Consider the following 25,541-nt stretch of genomic DNA (forward strand, 5'->3'; position numbering starts at 1 on the left):
CATGGTTTTACTTACATGTGAGCATATTAAAAAGAGTTATACAGAAAAGCCTTTGATTACGGATGTGAATCTGACCATTTCTGACACCGATAAAATCGGTTTTGTCGGTGTCAATGGTACGGGAAAATCCACCCTTTTGAAGATCGTTTCCGGCGCGCTGGAGCCGGAAGGGGGAACCTTGATTAAATCCAGGGAGCTGATGATCGGATATCTGCCTCAAAACCCCGATTTTGACGGATCGATGACGGTTTTGGAGCAGGCGTCTTTCTATGTCCGCCGGGCTGAGGCAAAGAACGGACCTGGCCGGGAAAAGACGGAAGAATATCAGATCAAGGCTATGCTGGGGAAGCTGGGCATGCAGGATACGGAGCTGAAAATGAACACCTTGTCCGGCGGCCAGCGCAAACGGGTGGCGATGGCCGCTGTGCTGGCGCAGAAAAGCAATCTTCTCATTCTCGATGAACCGACCAACCATATGGATAACGAGATGATCGAATGGATGGAGGGCTTTCTCAAGAAATATAAAGGCGCTATTTTTATGATTACCCATGATCGGTATTTTCTGGACCGGGTGACAAATCGGATCGTGGAAATGGACAAGGGCAGACTCTACAGCTGCGAGGGTAATTACAACGCTTATCTGGAGGCCAAGGCGGCCCGCCAGGAAATGGAACTGGCATCAGAGCGTAAGCGGGCGGCGATTTATAAAAAAGAACTGGCTTGGATCCGCCGGGGAGCACAGGCCCGGAGCACCAAGGCCAAAGGCCGGATACAGCGCTTTGAAGAGCTGAAAGAGGCCAAGCTGGAGCTGGATGATTCTTCGCTGGAGCTTTCTGCTGTCAGCAGCCGATTGGGTAAAAAAATCATCGAGCTTTCGGATATTAGCAAGAGCTATGGAGATAAAACGCTGATCCGGGATTTTTCCTACACAGTACTGCGCAACGACCGCATCGGGATCATCGGCCCCAACGGATGCGGCAAATCCACTTTGCTGAAAATCATTATGGGACAGGCAGAGCCGGATGGGGGCAGGGTGGAAATGGGCGATACGGTAAAGATCGGATATTTTTCACAGGAAAACGAGGCGCTGGACGAGGACAAGCGAATCATCCAGTTCATTGGGGAGATCGCAGGCAGCGTTCGCACGGAAGAAGGGATCTTTTCCGCCTCCCAGATGCTGGAACGGTTTCTCTTTCCGCCCCATATGCACAGTGTAAAGGTGGGAGCATTGTCCGGAGGTGAAAAAAGGCGGCTCTATCTGTTGAGCATTTTGATGCAGGCACCCAATATCCTGGTCTTCGACGAACCCACTAATGACCTGGATATCGATACATTGACCGTACTGGAAGATTATCTGGACGGGTTTTCTGGGGCCGTGATCCTGGTTTCCCACGACCGCTACTTTCTCGACCGTCTTGCGGTACGGACCTTTGTCTTTGAGGGCGAGGGAAAAATCGGCCATTATCCGGGAGGTTATACGGACTGGCTCATGCGGGAAAAACCATTGAAAAAATCAGAAGCTAAAGAAGAGCGTCCCAAGGCCAGACCCCAGCCTGAGAAAAAGAAGAAATTAAAATTCTCCTATAAAGAACAGCGGGAATATGATTCCATTGAGGATGATATTTCAAAGCTGGAAGAAGGCATCGCAGAAGTACAGCGGCAGATGGCGGCAAACGCCACCAATTCGGGGGAGCTGGCCAGGCTGGACAAGGAGCAGCAGGAGCTTGAGGAGCAGCTGCTGGAAAAAATGGAGCGATGGGAATATCTCAGTGAGCTGGCAGAAAAGATTGAAAATCAAAGAACAGAATAGAAGAAAAAGGCTGGGAGCACGCAGCTATACGTTTGATAGCCGCGTCTTCCAGCCTTTTTCTTCTTTTATAGTATAAGAGATATCGCTTTCCGAACATGCGGCGATATGTCTTATACTTCAAAAAACGTACCTTGCGAAGCGTCGCTGCTTGCCAGCGACATGTGTGCATAGGAATCTTTGATTTCGTCATGCACACGTTTTTTATTTATAACGATCACCGGCCGACTCGGATGGAAACCTTGGTTACGTGATCCTTTTCTTCAGGAGTCACGTGGTTGCTGATCAGTTCATCCACATAAAGGGGGCCGGATGGTTCCAGATTGAGAGCTCTCAGCTCTTCACACAGCCTGCGGCAGGATTCCGCTGCGGTGTCGATGCTGCCATAATGAAAGAGCATTCCATAGCGGCCCGCCCGCTTGGTGTGGATATCTTGCTTTTCAGAAGGCTCATCCAGTTTTCCGGCGATGTATTTGATGGCGTAATCGCCCGCCGAATAGCTTTCCTCAGGGACCACGTAGCTGTACGGATATTCGCCGATGAGGGGATTTTCGGCAGAGTGGGCCCAAAATTGCGAGAAGGCGTCCAGCAGATTTCTTTTGTTTTCATAGTCGGATTCTTTAATGGGCACAGTCAGATAATACTCCGTTTTGCAAGGGACGATTGTCAACTGAGTTCCATCGTGGGTGAGTCCCAGGCTGGCCAGAGAAACGGTGTTTTCCACCACTCGCAGCATATTTTCAATCTTTGCCTTTTTTCTGAGAAGGCGTTCTTTGCTGCTGTCCATCAGCTTTAGAAAACGCTCTGTGCTGTGGGCCTGGAGATATTCGCGGATTTGTTCCAAACTGTTGCCGGCATAGATGAGAAGGCCGATTAAATCGAACTCAAAGAACTGCCAGGCTTCATAATAAAAGTAACCGTTTTCCCCCTTTTTTTGGGGCATGAGAATTCCCTTGTTATGGTAATGGCGCAGCGTTTCTTTGGTTGTGCCGCACAATTTGGCAAATTCTCCCGATGTAAAATAAATTTTTTCTTCCATCTTTCCTTTTCCTCTTGACTGCGTTGTTACAACACACTCTATAATACCATTTGTCCGTGACGGATGCAAGATTTGTTATTGGAGGGAATAAAGATGAGTGTAAATTATTTGACAGAGGGAAATGTGTACAAAAAGTTAATTCAGTTCGCAGGGCCGTTCTTGCTGGCCCAGCTGCTGCAATCGTTATATGGCGTCACTGATTTGCTGACCGTGGGCAATTTCGCCTCCACGGCGGATGTTTCGGGCGTAACCATAGGCAGTCAGGTGATGATGATTTTTACCCAGTTCATAATCGGGCTGACCATGGGCATAACCGTTCTCCTCGGCCAATATATGGGTTCGAAGAATGAGAAGGCCTTGCGGGAAACGATGGGCATCACCATCATTACCTTTGCCCTGATCGGTGCAGTCCTTACAATCGGGCTGCTGGCAGGCAAAGATGCCATCGTTTTATGGATGAATACGCCCCAGGAGTCGGTTGCAAATACGGGAGATTATCTCTTCTACTGTTCGCTCGGCGCCTTTTTTATTACCGGCTACAACGTGGTCTGCGGAATCATGCGGGGTCTGGGCGATTCCAAATCGCCGCTGCTCTTTGTGGCCATCGCCTGCGTTGTCAATGTCGTACTGGATATCGTACTCATTCGCTATATGGGTATGGGCGCGGCCGGCGCTGCGATTGCTACCACCTTTGCTCAGGCAGTAAGCTTTCTCTTCTCCGTAGTATTTTTGCTCAGGAGAGGGCTGGGATTTTCCTTTTCTGTAAAGGATATCCGCTTTCATAAAGAGCAGTTTCAGCAGCTTTTCAAAGTGGGAATTCCCCTGGGAATACAGGATATTCTGGTGGGCGTATCCTTTTTGCTGATCGTGGCCATCATCAATCCCTTTGGCGTGGTGGCATCGGCTTCGGTGGGTGTAGTGGAGAAGCTGGTTGAGTTTCTCTTTCTGGTGCCCATTGCCATGAATGCGGCAGTATCGGCCATGGTAGCGCAAAATTACGGCGCCGGGGAGTATGTGAGAACGAGAAAGTGTTTGAAGGCTTCCTTATGGATGACCGGGACCTACGGGTTTTTGGTGGCGGCTTACTGCCAGTTTTTCGGCACCACCTTGACCGGAATCTTTACCCAGGATGGGGAAGTCATGCATTTGGCAGCAACCTATCTCCAATCTTACTCCTGGGATGTTTTTCTGGCAGGGATCGTTTACTGCCTGGGAGGCTATCTCAATGGATACGGCAGGACCATCTTCAATATGGCCCAGAATCTGGCCGCTACTTTCCTGGTCCGGGTTCCTTTGGCGCTGCTCCTCAGGCAGGCCGTGGGCACGTCCTTATTTGCAATGGGGATCGCTTCACCCGTCTCAACGATCTTTTCATTGATTATCTGCCTGATTTATCTGAGAAGAATGAACGCCAGATATGACGATAAGGCGCTAGATCGGCTGCCCCAGGCCGCATAGAAGAACTTCTTGACAAAAAAAGTTTGTATTGCTAAAATAAAAATACCGAGTGGCAAAGAATGCGTAAGTCCAGGTAAGGACCGGCGCATTCTTTTTTTGTACAAAAGACAAGGAGGATAAAGGAAAAATGCCTAAAACAAAATTTCAGAAAGTGATCTTCGGTATGATGATGGCCCTGGCAATGGTCTACGGGATGGAGGTTTATAACGCGTTGCTGAGAAACAAAGGCTTATCTGCGGATTCATTTGTTGTTCCTGTATGGGAGATGGCGGTGTTGATGCTTATTGTGATTGGTTTGGAATCGATCATAGCGGGGCCTTTGGCCAGATGGATCGCTTTTAAAATTGTAGATGTGAAGAAAAGCCGGGAGATTACCGTTATTCTTGCTGTTTCGATCGCGACAGTATGTTTGATGTGTCCGCTGATGAGTCTGACGGCCACAATCCTGTTTAACGGTTTGAGTAAAACGATGGCGACAGTCTGGCTTCACACGTTTGTACGTAATCTGCCGATGGCTTTTCTCTGGCAGCTTTTGATCGCAGGGCCGGTGGTGCGCCTTGTTTTTCAAAGCATATTTAAAAGACAATTAAGCTGCGGGCAGGAGCAGAACTTGACTGTCAATTAAAAATGATGCACGGATCAGGAACACTGGACGGGCGATCGGCATAGTATAAGGTAAGTGCTTGAATCTTTGACATTTTGCACTCCTTTAAATCAACGAGCGAAAACTCCTCAGCAATGGGGAGTTTTTGCATTGAATCATGCGGCTGGCGTGGGCAATGTTCCGAAGCCAGCCGCAAGAGCCCGGAGCCCGGAAAATTTTTATGAAATTTTTTGTTTTTTTCGCAAAGTGATTGGTTAGCGGGGCCTGATCTTGGCAAAAAGTAGAGTTTCCTGTTTCAAGCCGAGTTTGAGATGGCTCAATCGTTGAAAACAGTGTAAATTTCGTATATATTTTTTGCCTCTCACGCAAAAACTCCCATTCCTTCAAAAATGGCATCTTTGCTCTCATTAACAAGAGATTTACATAAACTTAACCGGGGTTTAATTGTAATTGAAACCGCCCGGCAGTATAATTGCCTCGAAAAGAAGATCAGAGATCAGGGGAGAGGATTTCCCTGTTGGATATAGCAAAGGAAAGGAAGAACAATTATGCTGATACTGGAACATGTAAAAAAGATTTATGATAACACAGTGGTATTGGAGGATATCAATCTGGAAATTGAAGAGGGAGAAATCATATCCATTCTCGGACCATCCGGATGCGGCAAGACCACCCTGCTGAACCTGATTCTAGGCATCACGGAAAGCGACGGGGGAAAAATTATCTTTGACGGCAAAGATCTGACCGATGTGCCTATGGAGAAACGGGGCTTTAATATCGTTTTTCAGGATTACGCACTCTTCCCCAATCTCAACGTATATAAGAACATTACCTACGGATTGAGAAATAAACCGGATATTTCCACAACAGAAGAAGTGGGGGATCTGATCCGCTTGCTTGAACTGGAGCCCCATCTTGATAAAAAAATCGATCAGCTTTCCGGAGGGCAAAAACAGAGAGTGGCACTGGCAAGGACGATGGTAATGAAACCCAAAATTTTGCTGCTGGATGAACCGCTCAGCGCTCTGGACGGGGTCATCAAAGAATCCATCAAAGATAGAATCAAAACCATTGCAAAGGAATACCATCTGACTACGATCATCGTTACCCACGACCCGGAAGAAGCCCTGACCCTGTCCGACCGGGTCATGATCCTCAACGAAGGCGGCATTTCACAGTTCGGCAGGCCGGAAGATATTATCATGGCTCCGGAAAATGCCTTTGTGAAAAACTTTATTTTGAATCAGCTGGAAATCAAAAAGAACAATATCTACCGCCTGTTTGCCGCCCAGATAAAGGCAGCCCAAAGCCAGACCCAGGTGCAGGCCAAGCTTCAGGGAATCCGGGCAATCTAAGGGGGCGGCGGAAAAATCATGGAAACAAAAAAGAATCGTGAATTAAAGCTGATTTTCATCGCCCTGTGCATCGTCTTTGCCATCTTTTTGGCCGTACCGATGATCCAGCTGCTGATCAAGTCCTTCTATGGAGATGATGGGCTTTCTATCCAAAGTTACATGGATGTTCTGTCGGGGAAAGGATTCTTGGAAGCGCTGGGCAACAGTTTTCTGGTAGCTGCCAGCAGCGCGGCGCTGACAACCTGTATCGCTTTCTTTCTTTCCTATACCGTGAACTATACCAGAGTCGGACAGCGATACAAAGACCTGATCCGAAAAGCTGCCGTACTGCCCATGCTGCTGCCGACCATTACCTACGGTTTCGCGATTATCTATTCCTTCGGCAAGCAAGGTCTGCTGACTCGGATCTTCGGACATCCGTTCTTTGAGATTTACGGTTTCAACGGCCTGCTGCTGGGTTATACGATTTATACATTGCCAATTTCCTTTATGCTCATCAACAACACGATGGGATATATTGACAAGCGATTTATGATCGTATCCAGGATCATGGGGGATTCACCGCTGCGAACCTTTCAGGCAACCATACTCCGGCCTCTCTTGGGAACGTTGGCTGCTTCGTTTATTCAGACCTTTTTTCTGTGCTTTACCGATTTTGGTATACCGGCCTCAGTGGGCGGGGAATTTCAGGTCATCGCCAGCCTTCTTTATAATGAAATGCTAGGCAGCATCCCCAATTTCGGTAACGGTGCCGTAGTGGCTCTGGTGATGCTGGTGCCTTCCGTGGTCAGCATTACAATCCTGCGGTATCTGGAACGTTATAACGTCCGTTATAATAAAATTTCTGCCATAGAAATCCAGCCCTGTAAGGGAAGAGATGTGGTCTGCGGTGTAATGAGCGGGTTTCTGCTGGCAGGTATCCTATCCATCTTTGCGGTCATCTTGATCATTCCCTTTGTAAAAGACTGGCCGTATTATACGGATTTCACTTTGGAACATTTTCAATCAGTTTTTAGTGATCCCAGCCTTTCGGGCGTGTATGTCAATTCGCTGGCAGTTGCCCTGGCCACAGCGGTCATAGGAACTGTGATCGCATACGGTTCAGCGCTGCTGACGGCTAGAAGCAGCGTCAGCCAAAGGCTGAAAAGCATCATTGAGGGAATTGCACTGATAACCAATACCATACCGGGCATGGTGCTGGGGCTGGCGTTTTTATTCAGCTTTTCCGGAACCTCCCTGCAGAATACGTTGATCATTCTGATCATCTGCAATATCATTCACTTTTATTCCACCCCCTATCTGATGATGAAGAATTCCCTTTCCAAGATGAACGCTTCCTGGGAAACGACGGCCATGCTCATGGGAGATAATTGGCTTAAAACCATCGCCAGAGTGGTGACGCCCAATGCGGCGGCGTCCCTTTTAGGAGTTTTCAGTTACTATTTTATCAATGCGATGGTAACCGTCAGTGCCGTGATCTTTATCGCCGGCGCCAGAACGATGGTCATCACGACAAAGATAAAAGAACTGCAATACTTTAATAAATTTAATGAGATTTTCGTACTGTCGCTGCTAATTCTGGCAACCAACCTGGTCTTCCAGATCGTATTCAATCGACTGGCGGAGAGATCACAAAACACTGAAAAAAAGGAGAGAAAAACAAAAATGGTGAAATCAAAATTGTTAAAGAGGGCAACGGCTGTAATGCTGGCGCTGATGGTCGGAACCGGTGCCTTTGCCATGACCGGATGCGGCGGAAGCAGTGATGAACAAGTAATCATCTATGCCAATTCCGATGATGAGGCTGTAGAAGTTATGAAAAAGACTTTGGATGACAATGGCTTTGAAGGCCAATATCTGTTTCAGACATTCGGTACTTCTGAGCTGGGAGGCAAACTTATCGCAGAGGGAGCAGATATGGAAGCCGACCTGGTAGCCATGAGTTCCTACTATTTGGACAGCGCACAGGAAAAAAATAAAATGTTCAAGGATTTAACCTTCGAAGCAAAGACCATCGACGAGCATCCGTCCTACGCGGCTCCAATTATCTGCAATGCCGGATCGATCATTGTCAATACGGAAGAAATGAAAGCCAATGGCCTGCCTGTTCCCAAGTCCATCAAAGACCTAGCCGACCCGGTATATAAAGGAAAGGTTTCCGTAACAGATGTGGCATCCTCCTCTACAGCTTGGCTGCTGGTTCAGGCGCTGGTTTCGGAATATGGGGAAGAGGAGACAAAAACAATTCTGACTGGTATCTACGAAAATGTCGGACCTCATCTGGAAGAATCAGGATCCGGCCCTCTGAAGAAAATACGAGCTGGCGAAGTATCTCTTGGCTTTGGACTGCGGGCTCAGGCTGTGGCAGATAAAAAGGAAGGGCTTCCCATCGATTACATCGATCCCACAGAAGGGAATTTTACTCTGACTGAGTCGGTAGCTGTTTTAGATAAAGGTGACCAGTCCAAGGAAAAAGCCATGGAGATGGCCCAGTGTATCGTAGAAAAGGCAAGAACAGGCCTTATGGAATACTATCCGGTAGCGCTTTATGAAGGGGAAACGGTAGATTCAGAGAATAAGCTGGGTAACCCCAAAACCTATAGTCAGCCGCTGACAGTAGATTTGCTGGAGCAGCATCAAGCCTTATCGGAGAGCTGCAAATAATCATAATGCTTTAAGATTGACAAACAAGGAGAGACAAGATGTACAAATTATTAACGCCCGGTCCGCTGACAACCACGGAGTCTGTCAAACAGGCCATGATGATTGACCATTGTACCTGGGACGACGATTATAAATCGATCACCCGGACGATCCGTAAAAAATTGCTGGAGCTGGCCCATGTGGATGAGCAGGAATATACCTCTGTTCTGATGCAGGGCAGCGGCACCTTCGGAATAGAATCAGTACTCACAAGTACTGTCGGTACAAAAGAAAAATTGCTGATCGCAGCCAATGGAGCTTATGGTCTGAGAATGGCGGATATCGCCGGTCATGCGGGGCTGCACTGGGAGCTTTACTTGGAAGAAAACGATCGCATCCCGAATGCCGGCAAAGTGGTGCAGATCTTACAGCAAAATCCGGATATCACTCACGTGGCTATGGTCCATGGAGAAACAACCAGCGGCATCCTAAACGATGCCCGGGCAGTGGGCCAAGCGGTGAAAGACAATGGGCGTACCTTTATTCTAGACGCCATGAGTACCTTTGGCGGTATTGATATTCCAATGTCCGACTGGGGAATTGACTTTCTGGTCAGCAGTGCCAATAAGTGTATTCAAGGCGTACCTGGATTTTCTTTCATCCTGGCGCGCAAAGACTCCCTGCAGGCGGCGAAGGGTAAGGCAAGAAGCCTGTCGCTGGATTTGTATGCCCAGTGGGAGGCCATGGAAAAAGACGGTAAATGGCGTTTTACATCGCCAACCCATACAGTGCTGGCGTTTGCGGAAGCATTGAATGAACTGGAACGGGAGGGCGGAATCCCGGCCAGAAATAAACGCTATCGGGACAGCAACCGCCTTTTGATCAGTAAAATGAAGGAAATGGGCATGCGGCCGTATATTGAGGAAGCCCATCAAGGGCCAATTATTACAGCATTTTATTACCCGGAAAATCGTGAATTTTCTTTTCAGGAGATGTATACCTATATTAAGAAACGGGGTTATGCCATATACCCTGGAAAGGTAACAGAGGCCGATACCTTCCGCATCGGCAATATTGGAGAGATCTATAGAGAAGATATGATTAAGCTCTGCGAGATCATAAAGGATTTTTTGGAGGAAAGTAAACATGCATAAAGTCGACGCAGTAATACTAGACTGGGCCGGGACCACAGTTGACTATGGCAGCTTTGCTCCGGTACAGGCCTTTATGGAGGTTTTTAAACAATATGGGGTCCTGCCTACTATAGAAGAGGTCCGAATTCCTATGGGTATGCTCAAGATCGATCATATCCGTACCATGCTTAAAATGGAAAGGATTCGAAATGCATGGGTGAACTTACATGGAAAGGAACCTGGAGAACAGGATGCGCAGGCTCTGTATGCAATCTTTGAAGAAAAGCTGATGACAATTTTGGGTCGATTTGTCGATCCCAAGCCGGATGTTCCGGCTGCGGTGGAGCGGCTGCGGCGGATGGGAATTGCCATTGGCTCCACCACCGGCTATACGGATCAAATGATGGCGGTCGTTGCCCCGGCTGCAAAAAGAAAGGGCTATGCTCCCGATGTGTGGTTCAGCCCTGATTCCACGGACAAGAAGGGGAGGCCATATCCTTATATGATTTTTCGAAACATGGAAGCGCTCGGTTTGGGCGATGTACGGAGAGTATTGAAGATCGGCGACACCATTTCCGATATTAAGGAGGGGAAAAACGCCGGAGTTTTGACAGCGGGTGTAATTGTCGGCAGCTCGGAAATGGGCCTTTCCCATGAGGAATTCAGCAGCCTGCCTGCCGGCGAGAAAGACAGGCTCTGCAGACAAGCAGCGGCCAGTTTCCGCCGGGCGGGTGCAGATGAGGTGTTTATGACTTTGAAGGAAATGGTTGATTTTGTTGAATAGACGATTAAGCCCTTTTAAACTGACTTTTCAAAAGTCAGTTTCTTTACATTTGAGGTTAAGGGATATTCTGACAAGTTCCCCTCCCATTCTCATGAATACTATGAGTTTGGGTACCTCATATCTGAAGGCACACGAAGCGTTACCTATATGGGAAACCGTTTTCACTGGCAGAATGTTACCGTAAAGGATGACGGCCAATGGCATATAAATGCGGAAATATATGCCGAGCGCATATAAGAATCATGTAAAAGGCTTTTTTCTTTTTCAGCGATTCCCAATACTGGCACATACCCTTTCTTACGGCCACATATATTAGTGGATGGAAAGGGGTGTATGAATATGATTATACAAAACCTGCAGGAATACATTTTGGAGGCGGAGCGGGTCGCCAAAGAGGTTTTTGAGGAAATACACAGCTGGCCGGAATTGGGCAACGAAGAATTCAAGACATCCACTTTGATCGGGAGAAAATTGAAGGATATGGGACTTGCGATTTATCGCCCTCTGGCAACTGCGGTGGCGGCGGATATCCAAGGCAGTGGGGATTATAAAGAAAAAAGAACAATCGCCTTTCGCGCTGATATTGATGCGCTGCCCATCTCAGAAGAAGCCTTGGTCAGCTATCGATCAAGAAGGGCAGGGCTTATGCATGCCTGCGGTCATGATGCCCATGCGGCCGTCTTAGTTGGACTGGCCCAAGTGCTGTGCAGGATGAAAAACGTGCTGCCGTGCAATGTGCGGCTGATTTTCCAGCCGGATGAAGAGGGCGAAGGCGGCGCCGACCGATTGATCGATGTGGATATTTTGGAAGGGGTGGACCAGATCTTCGGCTTTCATGTAAAACCGGAGCTGGCTGCGGGAACCATCGGCATCCAATATGGAACTGTTCACGGCGAATCGAGGATGATGGAGGTTTGCGTCAAAGGAACGCCAGCACACGGAGCAAAGCCGGATTTGGGGCGTGATGCTGTTTATGGAGCCGCAGAATTTATATCTTTATGCCAGGGAATCCTGTCCCGGGATTTGGACCCAGTGAAAGCAGGGCTTATTTCCTTTGGACGCATACAGGGCGGCGAGGCTGGAAATATTTTAGCCAGGCAGGTTAACCTGGATGGTATCGTTCGGGGTGAGGATTGTCAGGTCTGTGATCTTTTGTGCGAGCGGATTCGTATCATCGCCAAAGGGTTGTCGCAGGCTATGGGCCTTGCCATTGATGTGAACTTTGCCCAAGGCTATAAAGGGCTGGTCAACGACCGTCAATCTGTGGAACAGGTTCGGGCAGCAGTACCCAAGCGAGTGATCGAACTCAATCAGAAATCGATGACGGTTGACGACTTTTCTTCTTACTTACAGGTTGTTCCGGGGGCCTACTTCTTCCTGGGATGCGGATTTGAGGGCCGAGAGAACAGCGGCTTACATACCAGCAGATTCCAAGTAAACGAAGAGTGTCTGGCTGTGGGCATTGAAACTCTGGTAAGAATTTGCATGAATACCCTATATCAGTAAAAAAGTGTCAAAAATTGCAATATTCTTGTGCCTCCCCGGGGAAAAGGCTAAAATTATTCCGGAATAAACCTGTACAAAATAGGAATAAGGAGGAAAGCGGAATGACACCGATAAGCACCAGAAACCATATTGTCCTGGACAAAGAAAGCCTGCAAAAATATGCGGCTTCTCTGGGATCGGAGTGTATTGTGATTTTTGAGATTGATCTGAAAGAAGATGTATTTGGGACGCTGGTCCAATTAGGGAGAGATTATTTGGCCATTAAAAGCGGTTTCTGCAAGGGTTTTCTTGAAGAAGCAGCAAGCCGGATCCATAAAGACGACTTGCAGAACAACAAAACATACAAAAAAGAAAAAACGATGGGAGACACTGCCATCGTTTTTATTTGCTCATTTGCATGTGTATTTAACTTATACACGGGTGGGGACGGGTGAGACTTTACTGTGCGGCTTTCGCCTGATTGAATCTCTTTGTTAATCTGGATACTTTTCTAGATGCGGCGTTCTTATGAATCGTGTGCTTTGCAGCAGCCTGCATAAGTTTTTTCTCAGCCAGCGTCAGCTTTTCAGCTGCTGTTTCCAGATCGCCCGCTTCGATTGCCTCATCAAAGTTCTTTAAGATTGCTTTCAGATGGGATTTGATCCTTCTGTTTCTTGCAGTCTTTTTGTCGATAACACGGATTCTTTTCTTTGCGGATTTAATATTTGCCATTAAAAATTACCCCACTTTCATATTTTTTAGCTAAATTCGCAAGTTTTAGTATATACGAATAAAATAGGATTTGCAAGGGGAAAATAGAAAATACTCAGAAGTGACATAGAAAAATGCGGCATATTTCGTAAGGTCGTCCACTGTGGCCAGTTCCAACGGTACTTGTTGCAGATGGTGTTTCTGGTGTAAATCCAAGCCTGCCATGTTTCCCATACATATCTAAAAAAGAAAGGCGGTACAAAATGAAATACAGAACAGACCTGGCCATCGAGCGCAAAGAGCTTCTCGATGAAGCCAGAGGCAGCGCCAAGGATATCGAAGGCGTTTCCCTGGAAAAGATCAAATACGATGAGGATATTACATCCACCAGAATTAAAATTTTAAATCCAATCGGTGAAATGCAGCTGGAAAAGCCTATGGGCAATTATATTACCATTGAGGTGGACGGTATTCTGGAAGAAAAGGATGAAATCAAAGAACGGGCGGGCAAAGCCCTTGCCAAGGAATTGGCGGAACTGATTAAATTCCACTATCATCTGAAGGTTTTGGTAGTTGGCCTGGGCAACGATAAGGTCACACCGGATGCGCTGGGGCCGTATACAGTTTCCAAAATTAAAGTGACCCGTCATTTTTTCATTATGTATGAGGCGGACGGGGATGATGAGCTGGGCTGTGTCAGCTGCTTTATTCCCGGCGTCACAGGTTCCACCGGTATGGAAACTGCAGAGCTGATTAAAGGCGCCGTGGAGCTTTCCAATCCGGAAGTGGTTATTGTGGTGGACTCTCTGGCAGCTAGAAACATAGACAGGGTCAGTACCACCATTCAGATCAACGATACCGGCATTGATCCGGGCGGCGGCATGGGAAACGTGCGTACCGGCCTTTCCGAACAGACCCTAGGCCGCAGAGTCATTGCCATTGGCGTACCGACGGTCATCGATTCGAGAACGATCATCCGCGAAGCTTTGGAGGCCAATATGCCCCAGGCCCAGAAGGTGGACGATTACATCGAGGAAAAGGGCCAGGATATGATCGTCACTTCAACGGATATCGATCAAATTATCAAAGATTTTTCCGATATAATTGCAAATGGCATAAATAAAACCCTTCATCCCGGCATATATTCGTAAGAGCAACTGATGGAGGAAAACGATGAACAAAAAAACAATGGCGGTCATATGCGGAGTTTGCTTTCTTCTTTCCACCTTATTTTTCTGGCAGCGTTTGCAGGAAGGACGTCTGCCGGAATTGAAGGTGAGCGGATCCGATCTGGGAAAGTTATGTGTTTCCCAGGTCTACCCGGCCATTGACCGGGGCGTGGAAAGAAAAGAGACCAAGACTTCGCAAAAAGCCACAGAAAAAACCGTGCAGGAAACCGCCCGGCCGGCAGAGGAAACGAACCAGCCTGAAAAAGAAACAAAAAAGGCTGATAATAGCAAGCCTTTGGTAATCATATACCATACCCACAGTACGGAATCCTATCAGCCTTATTCGGAAAGCAATTTTCACAGAGAAAAGGAAGAGGGGACGGTGCGGGACGTGGGCAATGTGCTGACTTCAGAATTGCAGAGCCTGGGGATCGGCGTGGTCCACGATAAAACCATCCACGACAGGCCGTCCTATAATCAGTCCTATGACCGCTCTCTGGAGACAATTACGGCACTGATGAAAAAATATCCAACCGCTAAATACATAATCGACCTGCACAGAGATGCTGCCGCATACGCAGGGAATGTAGGCAAGACTACGACAATTAATGGTGAGACCGTAGCCAAATTCAGTCTGGTGGTCGGTCAGAACAATGCAAACTTCAGCAAGCTCAAGTCTTTTGCAAATAAAATTAATAACAAGGCAGAGGCCATGTATAAAGGGTTCGGCGGCAGAGCTATTGAGAAAACATACCGATACAATGAATATATTGCCGATAAATATCTTTTGCTGGAAATCGGAAACAATCAGAATAATATCAAAGAAGTAAAAGCCACTGGCAAATATTTTGCCCATGTACTGGCTGCTGTTATCGAGGAGGATGGAAAATAGCATGTTAAAAAAATGCATCGCGATATTTATGGTTTTTTTTCTAGGGACAAGTGCATTGATCGCTGTCGATCGATCATGCAGCGAGACGACCGGCCGCGGAGGAAACAGCGGACTTGCAGTAACCAAGACGGAAGACGGCAAAATAGGCGTTTCCTTCTTTGGGCTGGAGGGCAAGCTTTAATAGAAGTTTCCCCGGATCTGTGACTTATGGTGTGGCCCCGGACCCCGGCGCCAGCTTTTTTGAATTTTCAGATGCACTCTCCCCGAGGAGTTTCTACAGCCGCAGAGAGGAAGTATCAGAAAAGTCGCTGCTGATCGTGAATTCTGACAGTCAGCCGGTGGTCTCCTGAACGCAGCTCTGGATAGTCACATAATAGGCCAAAAACTGTCTGAAATGAACGCGGTTTGGTAAAATTTTGATCGTGGACATGCAATTGCTGGCGAGCAGGTTGCAAAAGCAAGTTTAATTAAGAAGGTAGAATTGATCGCTTTGTACCTTGAATTTGGACCGTTTTTCAAGTAAAATGAATGAGAACTTGAAAAGAAGAGAGGAAACCATGAATTCATATCAGAAATACATTCGAAATTTTAGTATTATTGCGCACATTGACCACGGAAAATCCACTTTGGCAGACCGAATCATCGAAAAGACCGGCCTTGTTTCCCAAAGAGAGATGAAGGAACAATTTCTGGACAATATGGAACTGGAACGGGAACGGGGAATTACCATCAAACTGCAGACCACGCGTCTGGTCTACAAGGCGAAGGATGGAAAGGAATATATTTTTAATCTGATTGATACGCCGGGGCACGTGGACTTTACATATGAAGTCTCCCGCAGCCTGGCTGCCTGTGAAGGGGCAGTGCTGGTGGTGGATGCCACCCAGGGGGTCGAGGCCCAGACCCTGGCCAACGTGTACCTGGCTTTAGACGAGGACTTGGAGATCCTGCCCACCCTGAACAAAATCGATCTGCCCAGCGCCAGACCTGACGAAATCAAAGCGGAAGTAGAGGAAGTGATCGGAATCGATGCTTCTGCGGCGCCGCTGGTTTCTGCCAAGGAAGGTATTGGTATCGAAGACCTTTTGGAGGAAATCGTGGCCAAAATTCCGGCGCCGTCTGGGGATTTGGACGGGAAGCTAAAAGCGCTCATCTTCGACTCCTATTATGACAATTACAAAGGAGTCGTCATTTATACCAGGATTTTTGACGGCAAAGTGAAAACCGGTGATTTTATCCGTTTGATGAACACCGGAAAAAAATATGAAGTGACAGAAGTGGGCATCTACTCACCCGGTCCAGTTGCCTGCAAGGAACTGAAAGCCGGCGAGGTAGGCTATATCTGCGCCAGCATTAAACGGGTGGCCGATGCCAGAGTGGGCGATACCATTACATTAGATGAGGATCCGACGGACAAGCCTTTGCCCGGATATAAAAAAGTTCAGCCCATGGTTTACTGCGGAATTTACCCCGCAGAGGGTGAAAAATACGAAAACGTAAAAGACGCTCTGGAAAAACTCCAGGTCAACGATGCAGCGTTTCACTTTGAACCGGAGACGTCCACTGCGCTTGGATTCGGATTCCGCTGCGGATTTTTGGGACTGCTCCACATGGAGATTATCGTTGAACGGCTGGAACGGGAATTTGACCTGGCGGTCATCACCACTTCGCCCAGCGTTATCTATAAAGTGATCATGAATGACGGTACGGAAGAAATGGTGCAGAATCCGTCCAATTTGCCTGATCTGATGGAGATCGACCACATCGAGGAGCCTATTGTAAAAGCCGACATTATGATCCCCAAGGATTATGTGGGCAATATCATGGAAATCTGTCAGGAGCGCCGGGGCAAGCTGATTCACATGGAATACATTACTGAAAGCAGAGTGCAGCTTCATTACGAAATGCCTCTCAATGAAGTCATCTACGACTTTTTCGATGCCCTCAAATCCAAAACCAGAGGATACGGCTCCCTGGACTATGAATTCCTGCGCTACGAAAAGTCCAATGTGGTTAAGATGGATGTGCTCCTCAATAAAGAACTGGTGGACGCGTTCTCCATGATCGTACATGAATCAAAAGCCTATGCAAGAGGGCGCTTCGTCTGCTCCAAGCTGAAAGAAGTCATCCCCATGCATCAGTTTGAGGTGCCCATTCAGGCGGCTATCGGGCAGAAAGTCATTGCCAGAGAAACCGTGCGCGCATATCGTAAAGACGTAATCGCCAAATGCTACGGCGGCGATATCTCCCGAAAGAAAAAGCTTCTGGAAAAGCAGAAGGAAGGGAAAAAACGCATGCGTCAGTTCGGTACGGTGGAAGTACCGCAGGAGGCGTTCACAGCGGTACTCAAGTATGATGAAAATAAATAGGGAAAAAAAGCCGGCAGGCCTTTATATTCACATCCCCTTCTGTTGGAAAAAATGCGCATACTGCGATTTTCTCTCCTTCGGGGGATCGGATGAAGCGCTTCAAAAAAGATATACGGAGGCTTTGATCCGGGAACTTTCCCTGTACCAGGGGAAGCATATAAAATTGGATACAGTGTTTATCGGAGGGGGAACTCCGTCCCTTCTTCCGGCAGACCATATAGAGCGAATCATGGAAGCGGCGGAAGCCGCTTTCTGCGTTGCGGATACGGCGGAAGTGACCATGGAAGCAAATCCCGGCACCTTGACCGCAGAGAAATTGAAGGTATATCGCAGGGCCGGGATCAACCGCCTCAGCATGGGCGCTCAGTCTATGGATGATGGGATGCTTTCCCTGCTGGGAAGGATTCATACCGGCAGGGATTTGACAGAAAATTTTTTGGCAGCCAGGGAGGCGGGGTTTTCTAATATCAATGTGGATCTGATGTTCGGCCTGCCAAAGCAAAGCGGGCAGGTGTGGCGCGGCTCGCTGAAACAGGTCCTGGAGCTTTCGCCTGAACACATTTCCTTTTACAGCCTGCAATTGGAAGAAGGCACGGAGTTTTGCCGCATGTATCGTGACGGGAAAATGGACTTGCCGCCGGTGGAAGAAGACCGGGCTATGTACCATGAGGGGATCCGTTTGCTGGAGGAGGCTGGATATGAGCATTATGAAATTTCCAACTGCGCCAAACCGGGCTTTGTCAGCCGCCATAATATGAAATATTGGAATTTTGACGAATACTACGGAGCGGGACTGGGAGCCCACGCTTTTTCATACGATCAGGGCAGATGCTGCAATGTTTCTGATTTAGACTCATATTTTGAACAGATCCGTGAGGGACGGCTGCCAGTCGATCCATCGAGCAGCGGAGAAGAAACTCGGCAGGAGCTGATTGGTGAGTACGTGTTCACAGCTCTGAGGAAAATGGAAGGTTTGGACATGGCGGATTTCCGGCGGACATTTGGAGCTGACTTTTTTTCGGTTTATAAAGATCAGCTGCCGGCGATCCAGGAATACGAGGAGGCGGGATATCTGACCTTGACCGATACGCGTTTAGCGTTAACTGAGGCGGGCATCGACTGCTCCAATGAAATCATGGCGGAGTTTTTATAAATGTTCGCTTTTATAATAGTTCCCCGGCGGGCCAGTTGCGCACAGGCCGGTTTTGAGCTGAAAACTACAGGAGGTAATCATGAAAACATACATAATGGCATTGGACCAGGGAACGACCAGCTGCAGGTGCATCCTGTACGATCGTCAGGGACGGACAGTAAGTGTGGCCCAGAAAGAGTTTCGGCAAATCTACCCGCAGCCCGGGTGGGTGGAGCACGATGCCATGGAAATCTGGTCCACACAGATGGGGGTGGCTCAAGAAGCGCTTTTAATGGCAAATGGAACTTATGAAAACGTGGAAGCCATAGGGATCACCAATCAAAGGGAAACTACAGTGGTATGGGACAAGCATACCGGAGAACCGATCTATAACGCCATCGTCTGGCAGTGCCGCAGGACAGCCGAATATTGCGATGAGCTGAAGGCGCGGGGGTTGACTAAGAGCTTTCGCGAAAAGACCGGTCTTTTGATCGATGCCTATTTTTCAGCTACAAAGCTGCATTGGATCCTGGAGCATGTTTCCGGAGCCCGGCAAAAGGCTGAAAACGGAGACCTTTTATTCGGAACCATTGAGACCTGGCTGATCTGGAAATTGACTGGCGGAAAGGTACATATTACGGATTATTCCAATGCGTCCCGAACCATGCTGTTTAATATTAAAACTTTGAAATGGGACAAGGATATCCTGACGGAACTGTCCATACCGGCTTGCATGCTTCCCGAGCCGCGGCCATCCAGCGAAATTTACGGCAAGACGGATCCTAATATTTTTGGAGGACAGATTATCATAGCTGGTGCTGCCGGAGATCAGCAGTCCGCGCTGTTCGGACAAACCTGCTTTAAAGACGGAGAGGCAAAAAATACATATGGGACAGGGGGCTTTCTCCTTTTAAATACAGGAAAGGAACCGGTGTATTCAGAAAATGGCTTGTTGACGACGATTGCATGGGGGCTTTCCGGTGAGGTATATTACGCGCTGGAAGGTTCAATCTTTGTCTGCGGAGCGGCAGTTCAGTGGCTCCGAGACGAGTTGGAAATCCTTCATAGTGCGCCGGAATCGGAAAAAATGGCCAAAAGCGTGAAAGACAGCAATGGTGTCTACGTGGTGCCCGCATTTGTCGGACTGGGAGCACCCTATTGGGATCCCTATGCCAGAGGAGCAGTCCTTGGCATAACGCGAGGAGCCAATAAAAACCATCTGGTTAGGGCCACACTGGAATCCATGGCTTATCAAACCCACGATTTAATCCATGTGATGATGCAAGATACAGGCAGGGAACTGGTAACCTTGAAAGTAGACGGAGGAGCTTGTGCCAACGATTTTCTCATGCAATTTCAAAGTGATATGCTTAACAAGACTGTTCTCAGGCCCAAATGCATTGAGACCACGTCCTTGGGGGCGGCTTATCTGGCAGGCTTGGCTGTTGGTTATTGGAACGGTACGGAGGATATTCTCAATAACTGGAAGATTGATCGTGAGTTTGAACCATCGATGAAAGATGAAACGAGGAAGAAATTATTAGAAGGCTGGGAAAAAGCTGTAAAATGCGTTCTCGGCTGGGCTAAGTAGGAGATTAGAAATATGGCAAATGAAACACTTAACAACACAGCGACGCAGGCAGGAGGAAAGAAGGAACGAAGCTATTTTTTCGATACGTTTCGCGGTCTTTTGATTTGGACCATTCCTATTTCCCATTTTACAATGGTGGGAGGCAATTTTCATCAAGCATCCTTTGGAGGCGTAGTATATATTACGATAAACGTCTTTGTAATGCAGGCATTTGTTTTTCTTTCCGGCTATTTTTCAAAAAAACCGCAGAGAGCCAGGGAAACGGCATTTAAAACTTTTCTTTTTCCCTATATTGTACTGGTACCGTTTTTTTTCGGTGTCCGCTACCTGATCAATGGGGGTGCCCATCTGACCTGGATCGATCCGCCGCTGGCCCTTTGGTATTTGGTGGCGCTGTTTGTCTACCGATTTTTTCTTGTGGACTTTATTAAAAGTAAATATATTGTGCAGATCAGCATCATCATCTATCTTATCGCCGGACTGATTCCATGGCTGGACGGAACTTTGGCCGCAGGGCGGGTAGTCAGCTACTTCCCGTTCTTTATGCTTGGATATTTCTGCCAGAAAGAACATATCGCCAAGATTCAGAGTCTAAAAAACTGGCATTGCGTAATTTTGGCAATCGTTCTTGTCGGCATTAATATTCTCTTGGCATATAAATGTCCCGTATCCGTTGAATTTTATCTTCTCCGCGGACCCGGAGCCGCCTTCGGACTCACCTGGTATTTAGACATCATAATGCGGATCGCAGACTTCATTATCCCATGCGCATGGATCGTTCTCATGCTGAATATCCTGCCCAAGGGAAAGAACTATTTGACCTACGTAGGCATGAACACCATGTCTGTTTACATTCTCCATTTGATCGTCCGCCAGCTGGTGAAAAAGTTCGATCTGCCGGACCCCAACATGTTTGTTTATTATATCTGCCTGTTTGGATTGGCATCCTTATGTGTTGTGGTATTTTCCAGCCCGCCGATTTCAAAAGGGTATAACTGGATCTTCGATTTTCTTTATGACAAGGTTTATCTCAGCCTAAAGAAATTTATAAAATGGATGCTGGGGATCGAAACGAACCGGGATAAGGCGTTGAAGGAGGCGGAAAAAGAGAAATAAATTTGCTATGCCTGTTAGAGATTATCATAAATACATAACAAATAATTATTAATATATAAATAAATATAATTTCAAATTATTTATATTTGATGGTATGATACTAGAAGAAAAAGAAAGTGAGGTACTTATCAACTATGGAATTTTTTAAAAAAACCGGTCCAGGCATTCTTCTATGTTTATGTATCGCGATTCCCTCTTGGTTTCTCGGCAGCCTGGCACCGGTTATAGGCGGTCCTGTTTTCGCAATTTTAATCGGTATGGTCGTGACTCAGGTACTTAAGAAAAAGGAACCCTTTAAAATAGGGGTTGCGTTTACATCGAAGAAGATCCTTCAGTATGCAGTCATACTGCTGGGCTTCGGTATGAATCTTTCGGATATATTAATGCAGGGAAAACAATCGCTGCCGATTATTGTCTCCACCATTACCACGTCCCTTATTATTGCCTTTGTTATGTACAAAGCGCTGAAGATGCCTTCAAAGATCTCCATCCTGGTGGGGGTGGGCTCTTCCATCTGCGGCGGATCTGCCATAGCGGCCACTGCGCCGGTTATTCGGGCGGACGATGAAGAGATCGCCCAGTCTATTTCCGTAATTTTTCTTTTCAATATTATCGCGGCATTGATCTTCCCCACCCTGGGCGGGATTTTAGGCCTTACGGATCAGGGATTCGGACTGTTTGCTGGTACTGCGATCAACGATACTTCTTCTGTTACAGCGGCAGCTACTGCATGGGATGGCATGCATGGGAGCAATACGCTGGATACAGCGGCGATCGTAAAATTGACACGGACGCTGGCAATCATTCCAATCACATTGATCTTAGCTTTATATCAGACTAAAAAAGCAAAGAATGCTTCCGACGGATCCAAGGTAAGCATGAAAAAGATTTTTCCTTTTTTCATCCTGTTCTTTGTTCTGGCTTCGGTGATTACTACGGTATTCAGTCTTCCCGCAGCAGTTACCGATCCGATTAAGACATTGAGCAAATTCTTTATCGTTATGGCCATGTCCGCAATCGGACTCAATACCAATATTGTAAAATTATTTAAGAACGGGGGTAAACCGATTCTTATGGGCCTTTGCTGCTGGATCGGAATTGCAGGCGTCAGCCTCTTACTGCAGCATGTACTCAATATATGGTGATTTGGAAAGCGAGGGTAATATGAATAACTATGTGATTACAATTGGAAGACAGGCAGGCAGCGGCGGATCGATTCTTGGGCGCAACCTGGCAAAGCATTTTGGATTTCATTACATTGATAAAGATTTGATTAAAAAAGCAGCCGAAGAGCTCAATGTCCCAGAAGAGGAGCTGGCGCGGATGGATGAAAAGGAATCCATTGCTGACCGCCTTCTCCTTCAGACTGGAGGGTATCCAATGGCGTATATGTCGGAGGATTGGAAGACTTCCACCGGCGAAGATGTCTTCAAAACAGAATCCAAACTCATCAGGCAAGCGGCTGAGCAAGCTTCTTGTGTAGTCGTTGGACGCTGCGGATCCTTCTTATTTACAGGATATGAAAAACATATAAGCCTGTTCTTATACGCGGAGGAGGAAGCGCGCGCCCGGAGATTGGGCGGCCATCTGGGAATGGCTGATGAAAAAACCATAAAGATGATTCGAAAGCTGGATAAAGAACGAGCACGCTATGTCCGTACTTACACGGGACAGGAATGGCAGGACCCCACCAGCTATGATCTGACCATTGATACAGAAAAACTGGACGATCAGCAGCTTATGGACGTAGCGATTCATTATATTTGCTGCAGATTTCCTGAGCTGAAAAAATAGCTGGGGATCATAAGGAAAGGAAGGACGGTTATGCTGGATTTTAGACTGAATACGTTTCTGACTGTATGCAAATACATGAATTTTACCCGTGCGGCGGAAGAACTTAATATCACCCAGCCTGCGGTCTCTCAGCATATCCGATATCTGGAGGAACTGTTTGAAGTTAAATTATTTGATTATCATAACAAAAAGATCAGCCTGACAGAGGCCGGAACCTTTCTGCAAAGCACGGCGACGACGATGGTTCATGATGTGATGCATCTGCAAGACAAGCTGCGACAGTTGCAGGGAGAAAAAAGAGAGCTGGTATTCGGTGTGACCTTAACAGTGGGAGAATTCGTAATTCCGGCGCCGGTCGCCAGCTATTTGAAGGCCCATCCTGAGGCAGCTGTTCACGTGACCGTTGCCAACACTCAAGAGCTGCTGAAAAAGCTTAATGACGGGCAGATTGATTTTGCACTGGTAGAAGGCTTTTTTGCCAAAAGTGAATATGACTCCAAAGTCTATTCCAATGAACCTTATATTGGGGTATGCGGTCCCTCGTATCAGCCTGCGAAAAAAATGATGCGGATCGAAGATACTTTTGATGAACGGATTATTGTGAGGGAGGAAGGCTCCGGGACCAGAGAAATTTTCGAACGTTACCTTGAAAGCCGCAATTTTTTAATCAGCGATTATAAAAGTATATTGGAAATTAGTAATATCAACGCTATTAAAGCCTTGGCCGCGGCTGGATGCGGAATTACCTTCCTCTATGAGGCAGCGGTAAAAAAAGAGCTGGAAACAGGAGAACTGATAAAAATTCCTCTGCTGGATTTCGACCTTACACACGACTTTACATTTATCTGGCGAAGAAACAGTGTTTTTTCGCCAGACTATATTGAGTTGTTTCAACAGTTAAAAGATGCCAGAGAAGGCTAACATACAAAGGAAAACAGATATAGTGCTCCAACTCCTATGATGGCACAGATTACGGACAGGCGCCAGATCCGGTATTCCCGGTCCATCTTTGCCTGTTCTGCATCAGAAGGCACATCAAACTCATGGTCAGTAAAGAGAAATTCGGTTTTCTCTTTTTTCGTTTGCGCATTTTTTTGCAAACCATTTCTAGCGAAAAACAGAACCAGGCCAGCTAAGGACCACATAATGCCAGCAGCGATGGCTTCCGGGGAAAGCTGTGTCATTAAAAGTAGATAAACGGCAATACTGGCCCCTGCGCCTGCGGAAAGGCCGGGCGTGCGGAAAGGCCGGGAAAGATCCGGGTATTTTTTTCGAAGCCCCAGAGCCGACAGCATGCCGATCACATAATAAAGAAGGGTCGCAAAGAGAGACAGGGAGGCGATATAGGTGATGGAACCAGTTGATACTAAAAGGATCATCAAAAGGCCTAGGCAGATCAAAGCGATAAAAGGGCTCTGAAAGCGGGGATGGATTCTCCCCAGAATGGGAGGAATTGCGTTATCTCTGGCCATGGTGAACAGATAACGGGCCGGCGCGGCAATGGCGGCGTTGAGGGTGGAAAAATCACCGCCAAAGGTAATCCCCAGGCATAAAAGTATCAGCGGGAGCCCTACGATTCCGGCTGTTTTCATGGCGTGAGCATAAGGCGCATCTGCAGTCGCCAAAGCTGCCAGGCTGTCAACAGGCGTGATGCTGACCAAGGCCCATTGGAATAATGCCGTTACAATAAAGACGATGAACGGCGCTAAAAACAAAGCGCGGGGCAGATTGATCCGGGGAAAACAGATCTCCTCTCCCATGGCACAGCAGGTTTCAAAGCCGGCAAAGCACCACCAGATCATGGCTACACATGGGAAAAAGTCTTTAATAGAAAGGCTGTCGCTAGCTGTGGATATGGAAAAAGAATCCAAGTGGAAGACCGGCAGCATGGTGATAAACCAGATAATAGTGATTCCCCAAAAAAAGAACAAAAAGCCATTTTGCAGCCTGCCGCTCATCTCCACTCCGCGGACAGCAAGGACAACGAAGAGTAAGATGGCAGCAGAGGCGATCACCGGATCGCTGAAGGGCAGCGAGAATCCCAACGCTTCGAAAAGCGTACGCAGATAGAAACTGAAAGCCAGCGCCTCCCCGCTGGCAACTGATACCATGGAGATGATAAAGTTCCAGCCGGCCAGCATCCCAAAGGGCCTTCCAAGTCCAAGGGATGCGTATTGGTAAGTTCCGCCGGCAAAAGGCAGCGCTCCGCCCATTTCGGCATAGATCAGAGCCGGGTAGATACTGATGATGAGCGCGGTTAAAGTGGCGAAAATCACTGCCGGACCTAGAATGCCGGCCGCGCCGGAGCCGACTGTAAAGAGGCCGACGCCGATGACGGTTCCTACTGTGATTGTAACGGACTCGCGCATGCCGAAACATCGTTTCAGTGATGCGGTTTTATTGATATGTAAGTCTTTCATAATTCAATCCTTTCATTATAGCTTCTCTTTTTATGCTAT

At 47.4% G+C, this 25,541-nt stretch carries 22 protein-coding genes; 19 read left to right on the forward strand and 3 right to left on the reverse strand.

The features are described from left to right. Nucleotide 1 precedes the first annotated feature (1 nt). A complete protein-coding gene (locus NIA71_RS01940) occupies nt 2-1,810 on the forward strand; it encodes an ABC-F family ATP-binding cassette domain-containing protein (RefSeq protein WP_253019579.1) in 1,809 nt (602 codons plus the stop codon). Between the two features lie 214 nt (nt 1,811-2,024). On the opposite strand, the gene NIA71_RS01945 is transcribed toward NIA71_RS01940, so the two are convergent. Then, nucleotides 2,025-2,846: a MerR family transcriptional regulator gene (locus tag NIA71_RS01945; RefSeq protein WP_253019580.1), complete on the reverse strand. Its 822-nt coding sequence runs from the start codon at nt 2,844-2,846 to the stop codon at nt 2,025-2,027. Between the two features lie 93 nt (nt 2,847-2,939). Between NIA71_RS01945 and NIA71_RS01950 the strand changes: the two genes are divergently transcribed. The 8 genes from NIA71_RS01950 (at nt 2,940) to NIA71_RS01985 (ending at nt 12,763) form a co-directional block, all read left to right on the forward strand. Then, complete coding sequence (locus NIA71_RS01950) at nt 2,940-4,304, forward strand: MATE family efflux transporter (protein WP_227755050.1); 1,365 nt, start codon at nt 2,940-2,942, stop codon at nt 4,302-4,304. A gap of 127 nt (nt 4,305-4,431) precedes the next feature. Next, the gene (locus NIA71_RS01955) at nt 4,432-4,929 is read left to right on the forward strand and encodes a DUF2798 domain-containing protein (protein ID WP_148394726.1); all 498 of its coding nucleotides are present in this window, start codon (nt 4,432-4,434) and stop codon (nt 4,927-4,929) included. A gap of 527 nt (nt 4,930-5,456) precedes the next feature. After that, the gene (locus NIA71_RS01960; protein WP_148394728.1) at nt 5,457-6,263 is read left to right on the forward strand and encodes an ABC transporter ATP-binding protein; all 807 of its coding nucleotides are present in this window, start codon (nt 5,457-5,459) and stop codon (nt 6,261-6,263) included. Between the two features lie 18 nt (nt 6,264-6,281). Continuing rightward, entirely contained in the window at nt 6,282-8,927 is a 2,646-nt protein-coding gene (locus NIA71_RS01965) for an extracellular solute-binding protein (RefSeq protein ID WP_253019581.1), read from the forward strand. Between the two features lie 38 nt (nt 8,928-8,965). Then, nucleotides 8,966-10,060, forward strand: a complete 1,095-nt coding sequence (gene phnW, locus NIA71_RS01970) for a 2-aminoethylphosphonate--pyruvate transaminase (protein ID WP_148394732.1) — start codon at nt 8,966-8,968, stop codon at nt 10,058-10,060. Further along, nucleotides 10,053-10,823: a phosphonoacetaldehyde hydrolase gene (gene phnX, locus NIA71_RS01975; RefSeq protein WP_148394734.1), complete on the forward strand. Its 771-nt coding sequence runs from the start codon at nt 10,053-10,055 to the stop codon at nt 10,821-10,823. The genes phnW and phnX overlap by 8 nt, the downstream gene beginning before the upstream one ends. Nucleotides 10,824-11,162: 339 nt before the next feature. Continuing rightward, entirely contained in the window at nt 11,163-12,329 is a 1,167-nt protein-coding gene (locus NIA71_RS01980; RefSeq protein WP_227755054.1) for a M20 metallopeptidase family protein, read from the forward strand. Nucleotides 12,330-12,430: 101 nt separating this feature from the next. Next, nucleotides 12,431-12,763: a hypothetical protein gene (locus NIA71_RS01985; RefSeq protein ID WP_148394738.1), complete on the forward strand. Its 333-nt coding sequence runs from the start codon at nt 12,431-12,433 to the stop codon at nt 12,761-12,763. A 4-nt stretch (nt 12,764-12,767) separates the two neighbouring features. Here NIA71_RS01985 and rpsT read toward each other — a convergent pair whose 3' ends face one another. Next, nucleotides 12,768-13,040 (reverse strand): 30S ribosomal protein S20, encoded by a 273-nt coding sequence (gene rpsT / locus NIA71_RS01990; protein ID WP_148394740.1) that lies wholly within the window; start codon nt 13,038-13,040, stop codon nt 12,768-12,770. 242 nt (nt 13,041-13,282) lie between these two features. On the opposite strand from rpsT, the gene gpr reads away from it, so the two are divergent. The 10 genes from gpr (at nt 13,283) to NIA71_RS02040 (ending at nt 24,003) form a co-directional block, all read left to right on the forward strand. Continuing rightward, nucleotides 13,283-14,170, forward strand: a complete 888-nt coding sequence (gene gpr, locus NIA71_RS01995) for a GPR endopeptidase (protein ID WP_148394742.1) — start codon at nt 13,283-13,285, stop codon at nt 14,168-14,170. 22 nt (nt 14,171-14,192) lie between these two features. Then, entirely contained in the window at nt 14,193-15,080 is an 888-nt protein-coding gene (gene spoIIP / locus NIA71_RS02000) for a stage II sporulation protein P (protein ID WP_148394744.1), read from the forward strand. A gap of 1 nt (nt 15,081) precedes the next feature. Continuing rightward, nucleotides 15,082-15,261 carry a hypothetical protein gene (locus NIA71_RS02005; protein ID WP_148394746.1) on the forward strand — a complete coding sequence of 60 codons (180 nt, stop codon included), beginning with the start codon at nt 15,082-15,084 and terminating at the stop codon, nt 15,259-15,261. A 376-nt stretch (nt 15,262-15,637) separates the two neighbouring features. Next, complete coding sequence (gene lepA / locus NIA71_RS02010) at nt 15,638-17,449, forward strand: translation elongation factor 4 (RefSeq protein ID WP_148394759.1); 1,812 nt, start codon at nt 15,638-15,640, stop codon at nt 17,447-17,449. Then, on the forward strand, nt 17,433-18,602 hold the full coding sequence (gene hemW / locus NIA71_RS02015; RefSeq protein ID WP_253019582.1) for a radical SAM family heme chaperone HemW: 1,170 nt from the start codon (nt 17,433-17,435) through the stop codon (nt 18,600-18,602). Before lepA ends, hemW begins: the two co-directional genes overlap by 17 nt. Nucleotides 18,603-18,681: 79 nt before the next feature. Continuing rightward, nucleotides 18,682-20,172 (forward strand): glycerol kinase GlpK, encoded by a 1,491-nt coding sequence (glpK, locus tag NIA71_RS02020; RefSeq protein ID WP_148394761.1) that lies wholly within the window; start codon nt 18,682-18,684, stop codon nt 20,170-20,172. Nucleotides 20,173-20,184: 12 nt separating this feature from the next. After that, complete coding sequence (locus NIA71_RS02025) at nt 20,185-21,288, forward strand: acyltransferase family protein (protein WP_148394763.1); 1,104 nt, start codon at nt 20,185-20,187, stop codon at nt 21,286-21,288. Nucleotides 21,289-21,422: 134 nt separating this feature from the next. After that, entirely contained in the window at nt 21,423-22,433 is a 1,011-nt protein-coding gene (locus NIA71_RS02030) for a YeiH family protein (RefSeq protein ID WP_148394765.1), read from the forward strand. Between the two features lie 19 nt (nt 22,434-22,452). Next, nucleotides 22,453-23,082, forward strand: coding sequence for an AAA family ATPase (locus NIA71_RS02035; protein WP_227755056.1), 630 nt, complete (start codon nt 22,453-22,455; stop codon nt 23,080-23,082). A gap of 30 nt (nt 23,083-23,112) precedes the next feature. Next, nucleotides 23,113-24,003 carry a LysR family transcriptional regulator gene (locus tag NIA71_RS02040; RefSeq protein WP_227755057.1) on the forward strand — a complete coding sequence of 297 codons (891 nt, stop codon included), beginning with the start codon at nt 23,113-23,115 and terminating at the stop codon, nt 24,001-24,003. Here the strand turns inward: NIA71_RS02040 and NIA71_RS02045 are convergent. Then, nucleotides 24,000-25,502, reverse strand: coding sequence for an APC family permease (locus tag NIA71_RS02045; RefSeq protein WP_227755058.1), 1,503 nt, complete (start codon nt 25,500-25,502; stop codon nt 24,000-24,002). The genes NIA71_RS02040 and NIA71_RS02045 overlap by 4 nt on opposite strands. Nucleotides 25,503-25,541: the final 39 nt, after the last annotated feature.

It is taken from the genome of Ihubacter massiliensis, assembly GCF_024125305.1.
Classification (GTDB): Bacteria; Bacillota; Clostridia; order Peptostreptococcales; family Anaerovoracaceae; genus Hominibacterium; species Hominibacterium faecale.

Coding starts and splice junctions, on each gene's coding strand:
- NIA71_RS02035 (WP_227755056.1), top strand. CDS start 22,453: ATGAATAACTATGTGATTACAATTGGAAGACAGGCAGGCAGCGGCGGA.
- NIA71_RS02040 (WP_227755057.1), top strand. CDS start 23,113: ATGCTGGATTTTAGACTGAATACGTTTCTGACTGTATGCAAATACATG.
- NIA71_RS01960 (WP_148394728.1), top strand. CDS start 5,457: ATGCTGATACTGGAACATGTAAAAAAGATTTATGATAACACAGTGGTA.
- NIA71_RS02025 (WP_148394763.1), top strand. CDS start 20,185: ATGGCAAATGAAACACTTAACAACACAGCGACGCAGGCAGGAGGAAAG.
- NIA71_RS02045 (WP_227755058.1), bottom strand. CDS start 25,502: ATGAAAGACTTACATATCAATAAAACCGCATCACTGAAACGATGTTTC.
- gpr (WP_148394742.1), top strand. CDS start 13,283: ATGAAATACAGAACAGACCTGGCCATCGAGCGCAAAGAGCTTCTCGAT.
- spoIIP (WP_148394744.1), top strand. CDS start 14,193: ATGAACAAAAAAACAATGGCGGTCATATGCGGAGTTTGCTTTCTTCTT.
- phnW (WP_148394732.1), top strand. CDS start 8,966: ATGTACAAATTATTAACGCCCGGTCCGCTGACAACCACGGAGTCTGTC.
- hemW (WP_253019582.1), top strand. CDS start 17,433: ATGATGAAAATAAATAGGGAAAAAAAGCCGGCAGGCCTTTATATTCAC.
- NIA71_RS02030 (WP_148394765.1), top strand. CDS start 21,423: ATGGAATTTTTTAAAAAAACCGGTCCAGGCATTCTTCTATGTTTATGT.
- NIA71_RS01950 (WP_227755050.1), top strand. CDS start 2,940: ATGAGTGTAAATTATTTGACAGAGGGAAATGTGTACAAAAAGTTAATT.
- NIA71_RS01940 (WP_253019579.1), top strand. CDS start 2: ATGGTTTTACTTACATGTGAGCATATTAAAAAGAGTTATACAGAAAAG.
- phnX (WP_148394734.1), top strand. CDS start 10,053: ATGCATAAAGTCGACGCAGTAATACTAGACTGGGCCGGGACCACAGTT.
- NIA71_RS01985 (WP_148394738.1), top strand. CDS start 12,431: ATGACACCGATAAGCACCAGAAACCATATTGTCCTGGACAAAGAAAGC.
- NIA71_RS01955 (WP_148394726.1), top strand. CDS start 4,432: ATGCCTAAAACAAAATTTCAGAAAGTGATCTTCGGTATGATGATGGCC.
- NIA71_RS02005 (WP_148394746.1), top strand. CDS start 15,082: ATGTTAAAAAAATGCATCGCGATATTTATGGTTTTTTTTCTAGGGACA.
- lepA (WP_148394759.1), top strand. CDS start 15,638: ATGAATTCATATCAGAAATACATTCGAAATTTTAGTATTATTGCGCAC.
- NIA71_RS01945 (WP_253019580.1), bottom strand. CDS start 2,846: ATGGAAGAAAAAATTTATTTTACATCGGGAGAATTTGCCAAATTGTGC.
- NIA71_RS01980 (WP_227755054.1), top strand. CDS start 11,163: ATGATTATACAAAACCTGCAGGAATACATTTTGGAGGCGGAGCGGGTC.
- rpsT (WP_148394740.1), bottom strand. CDS start 13,040: ATGGCAAATATTAAATCCGCAAAGAAAAGAATCCGTGTTATCGACAAA.
- NIA71_RS01965 (WP_253019581.1), top strand. CDS start 6,282: ATGGAAACAAAAAAGAATCGTGAATTAAAGCTGATTTTCATCGCCCTG.
- glpK (WP_148394761.1), top strand. CDS start 18,682: ATGAAAACATACATAATGGCATTGGACCAGGGAACGACCAGCTGCAGG.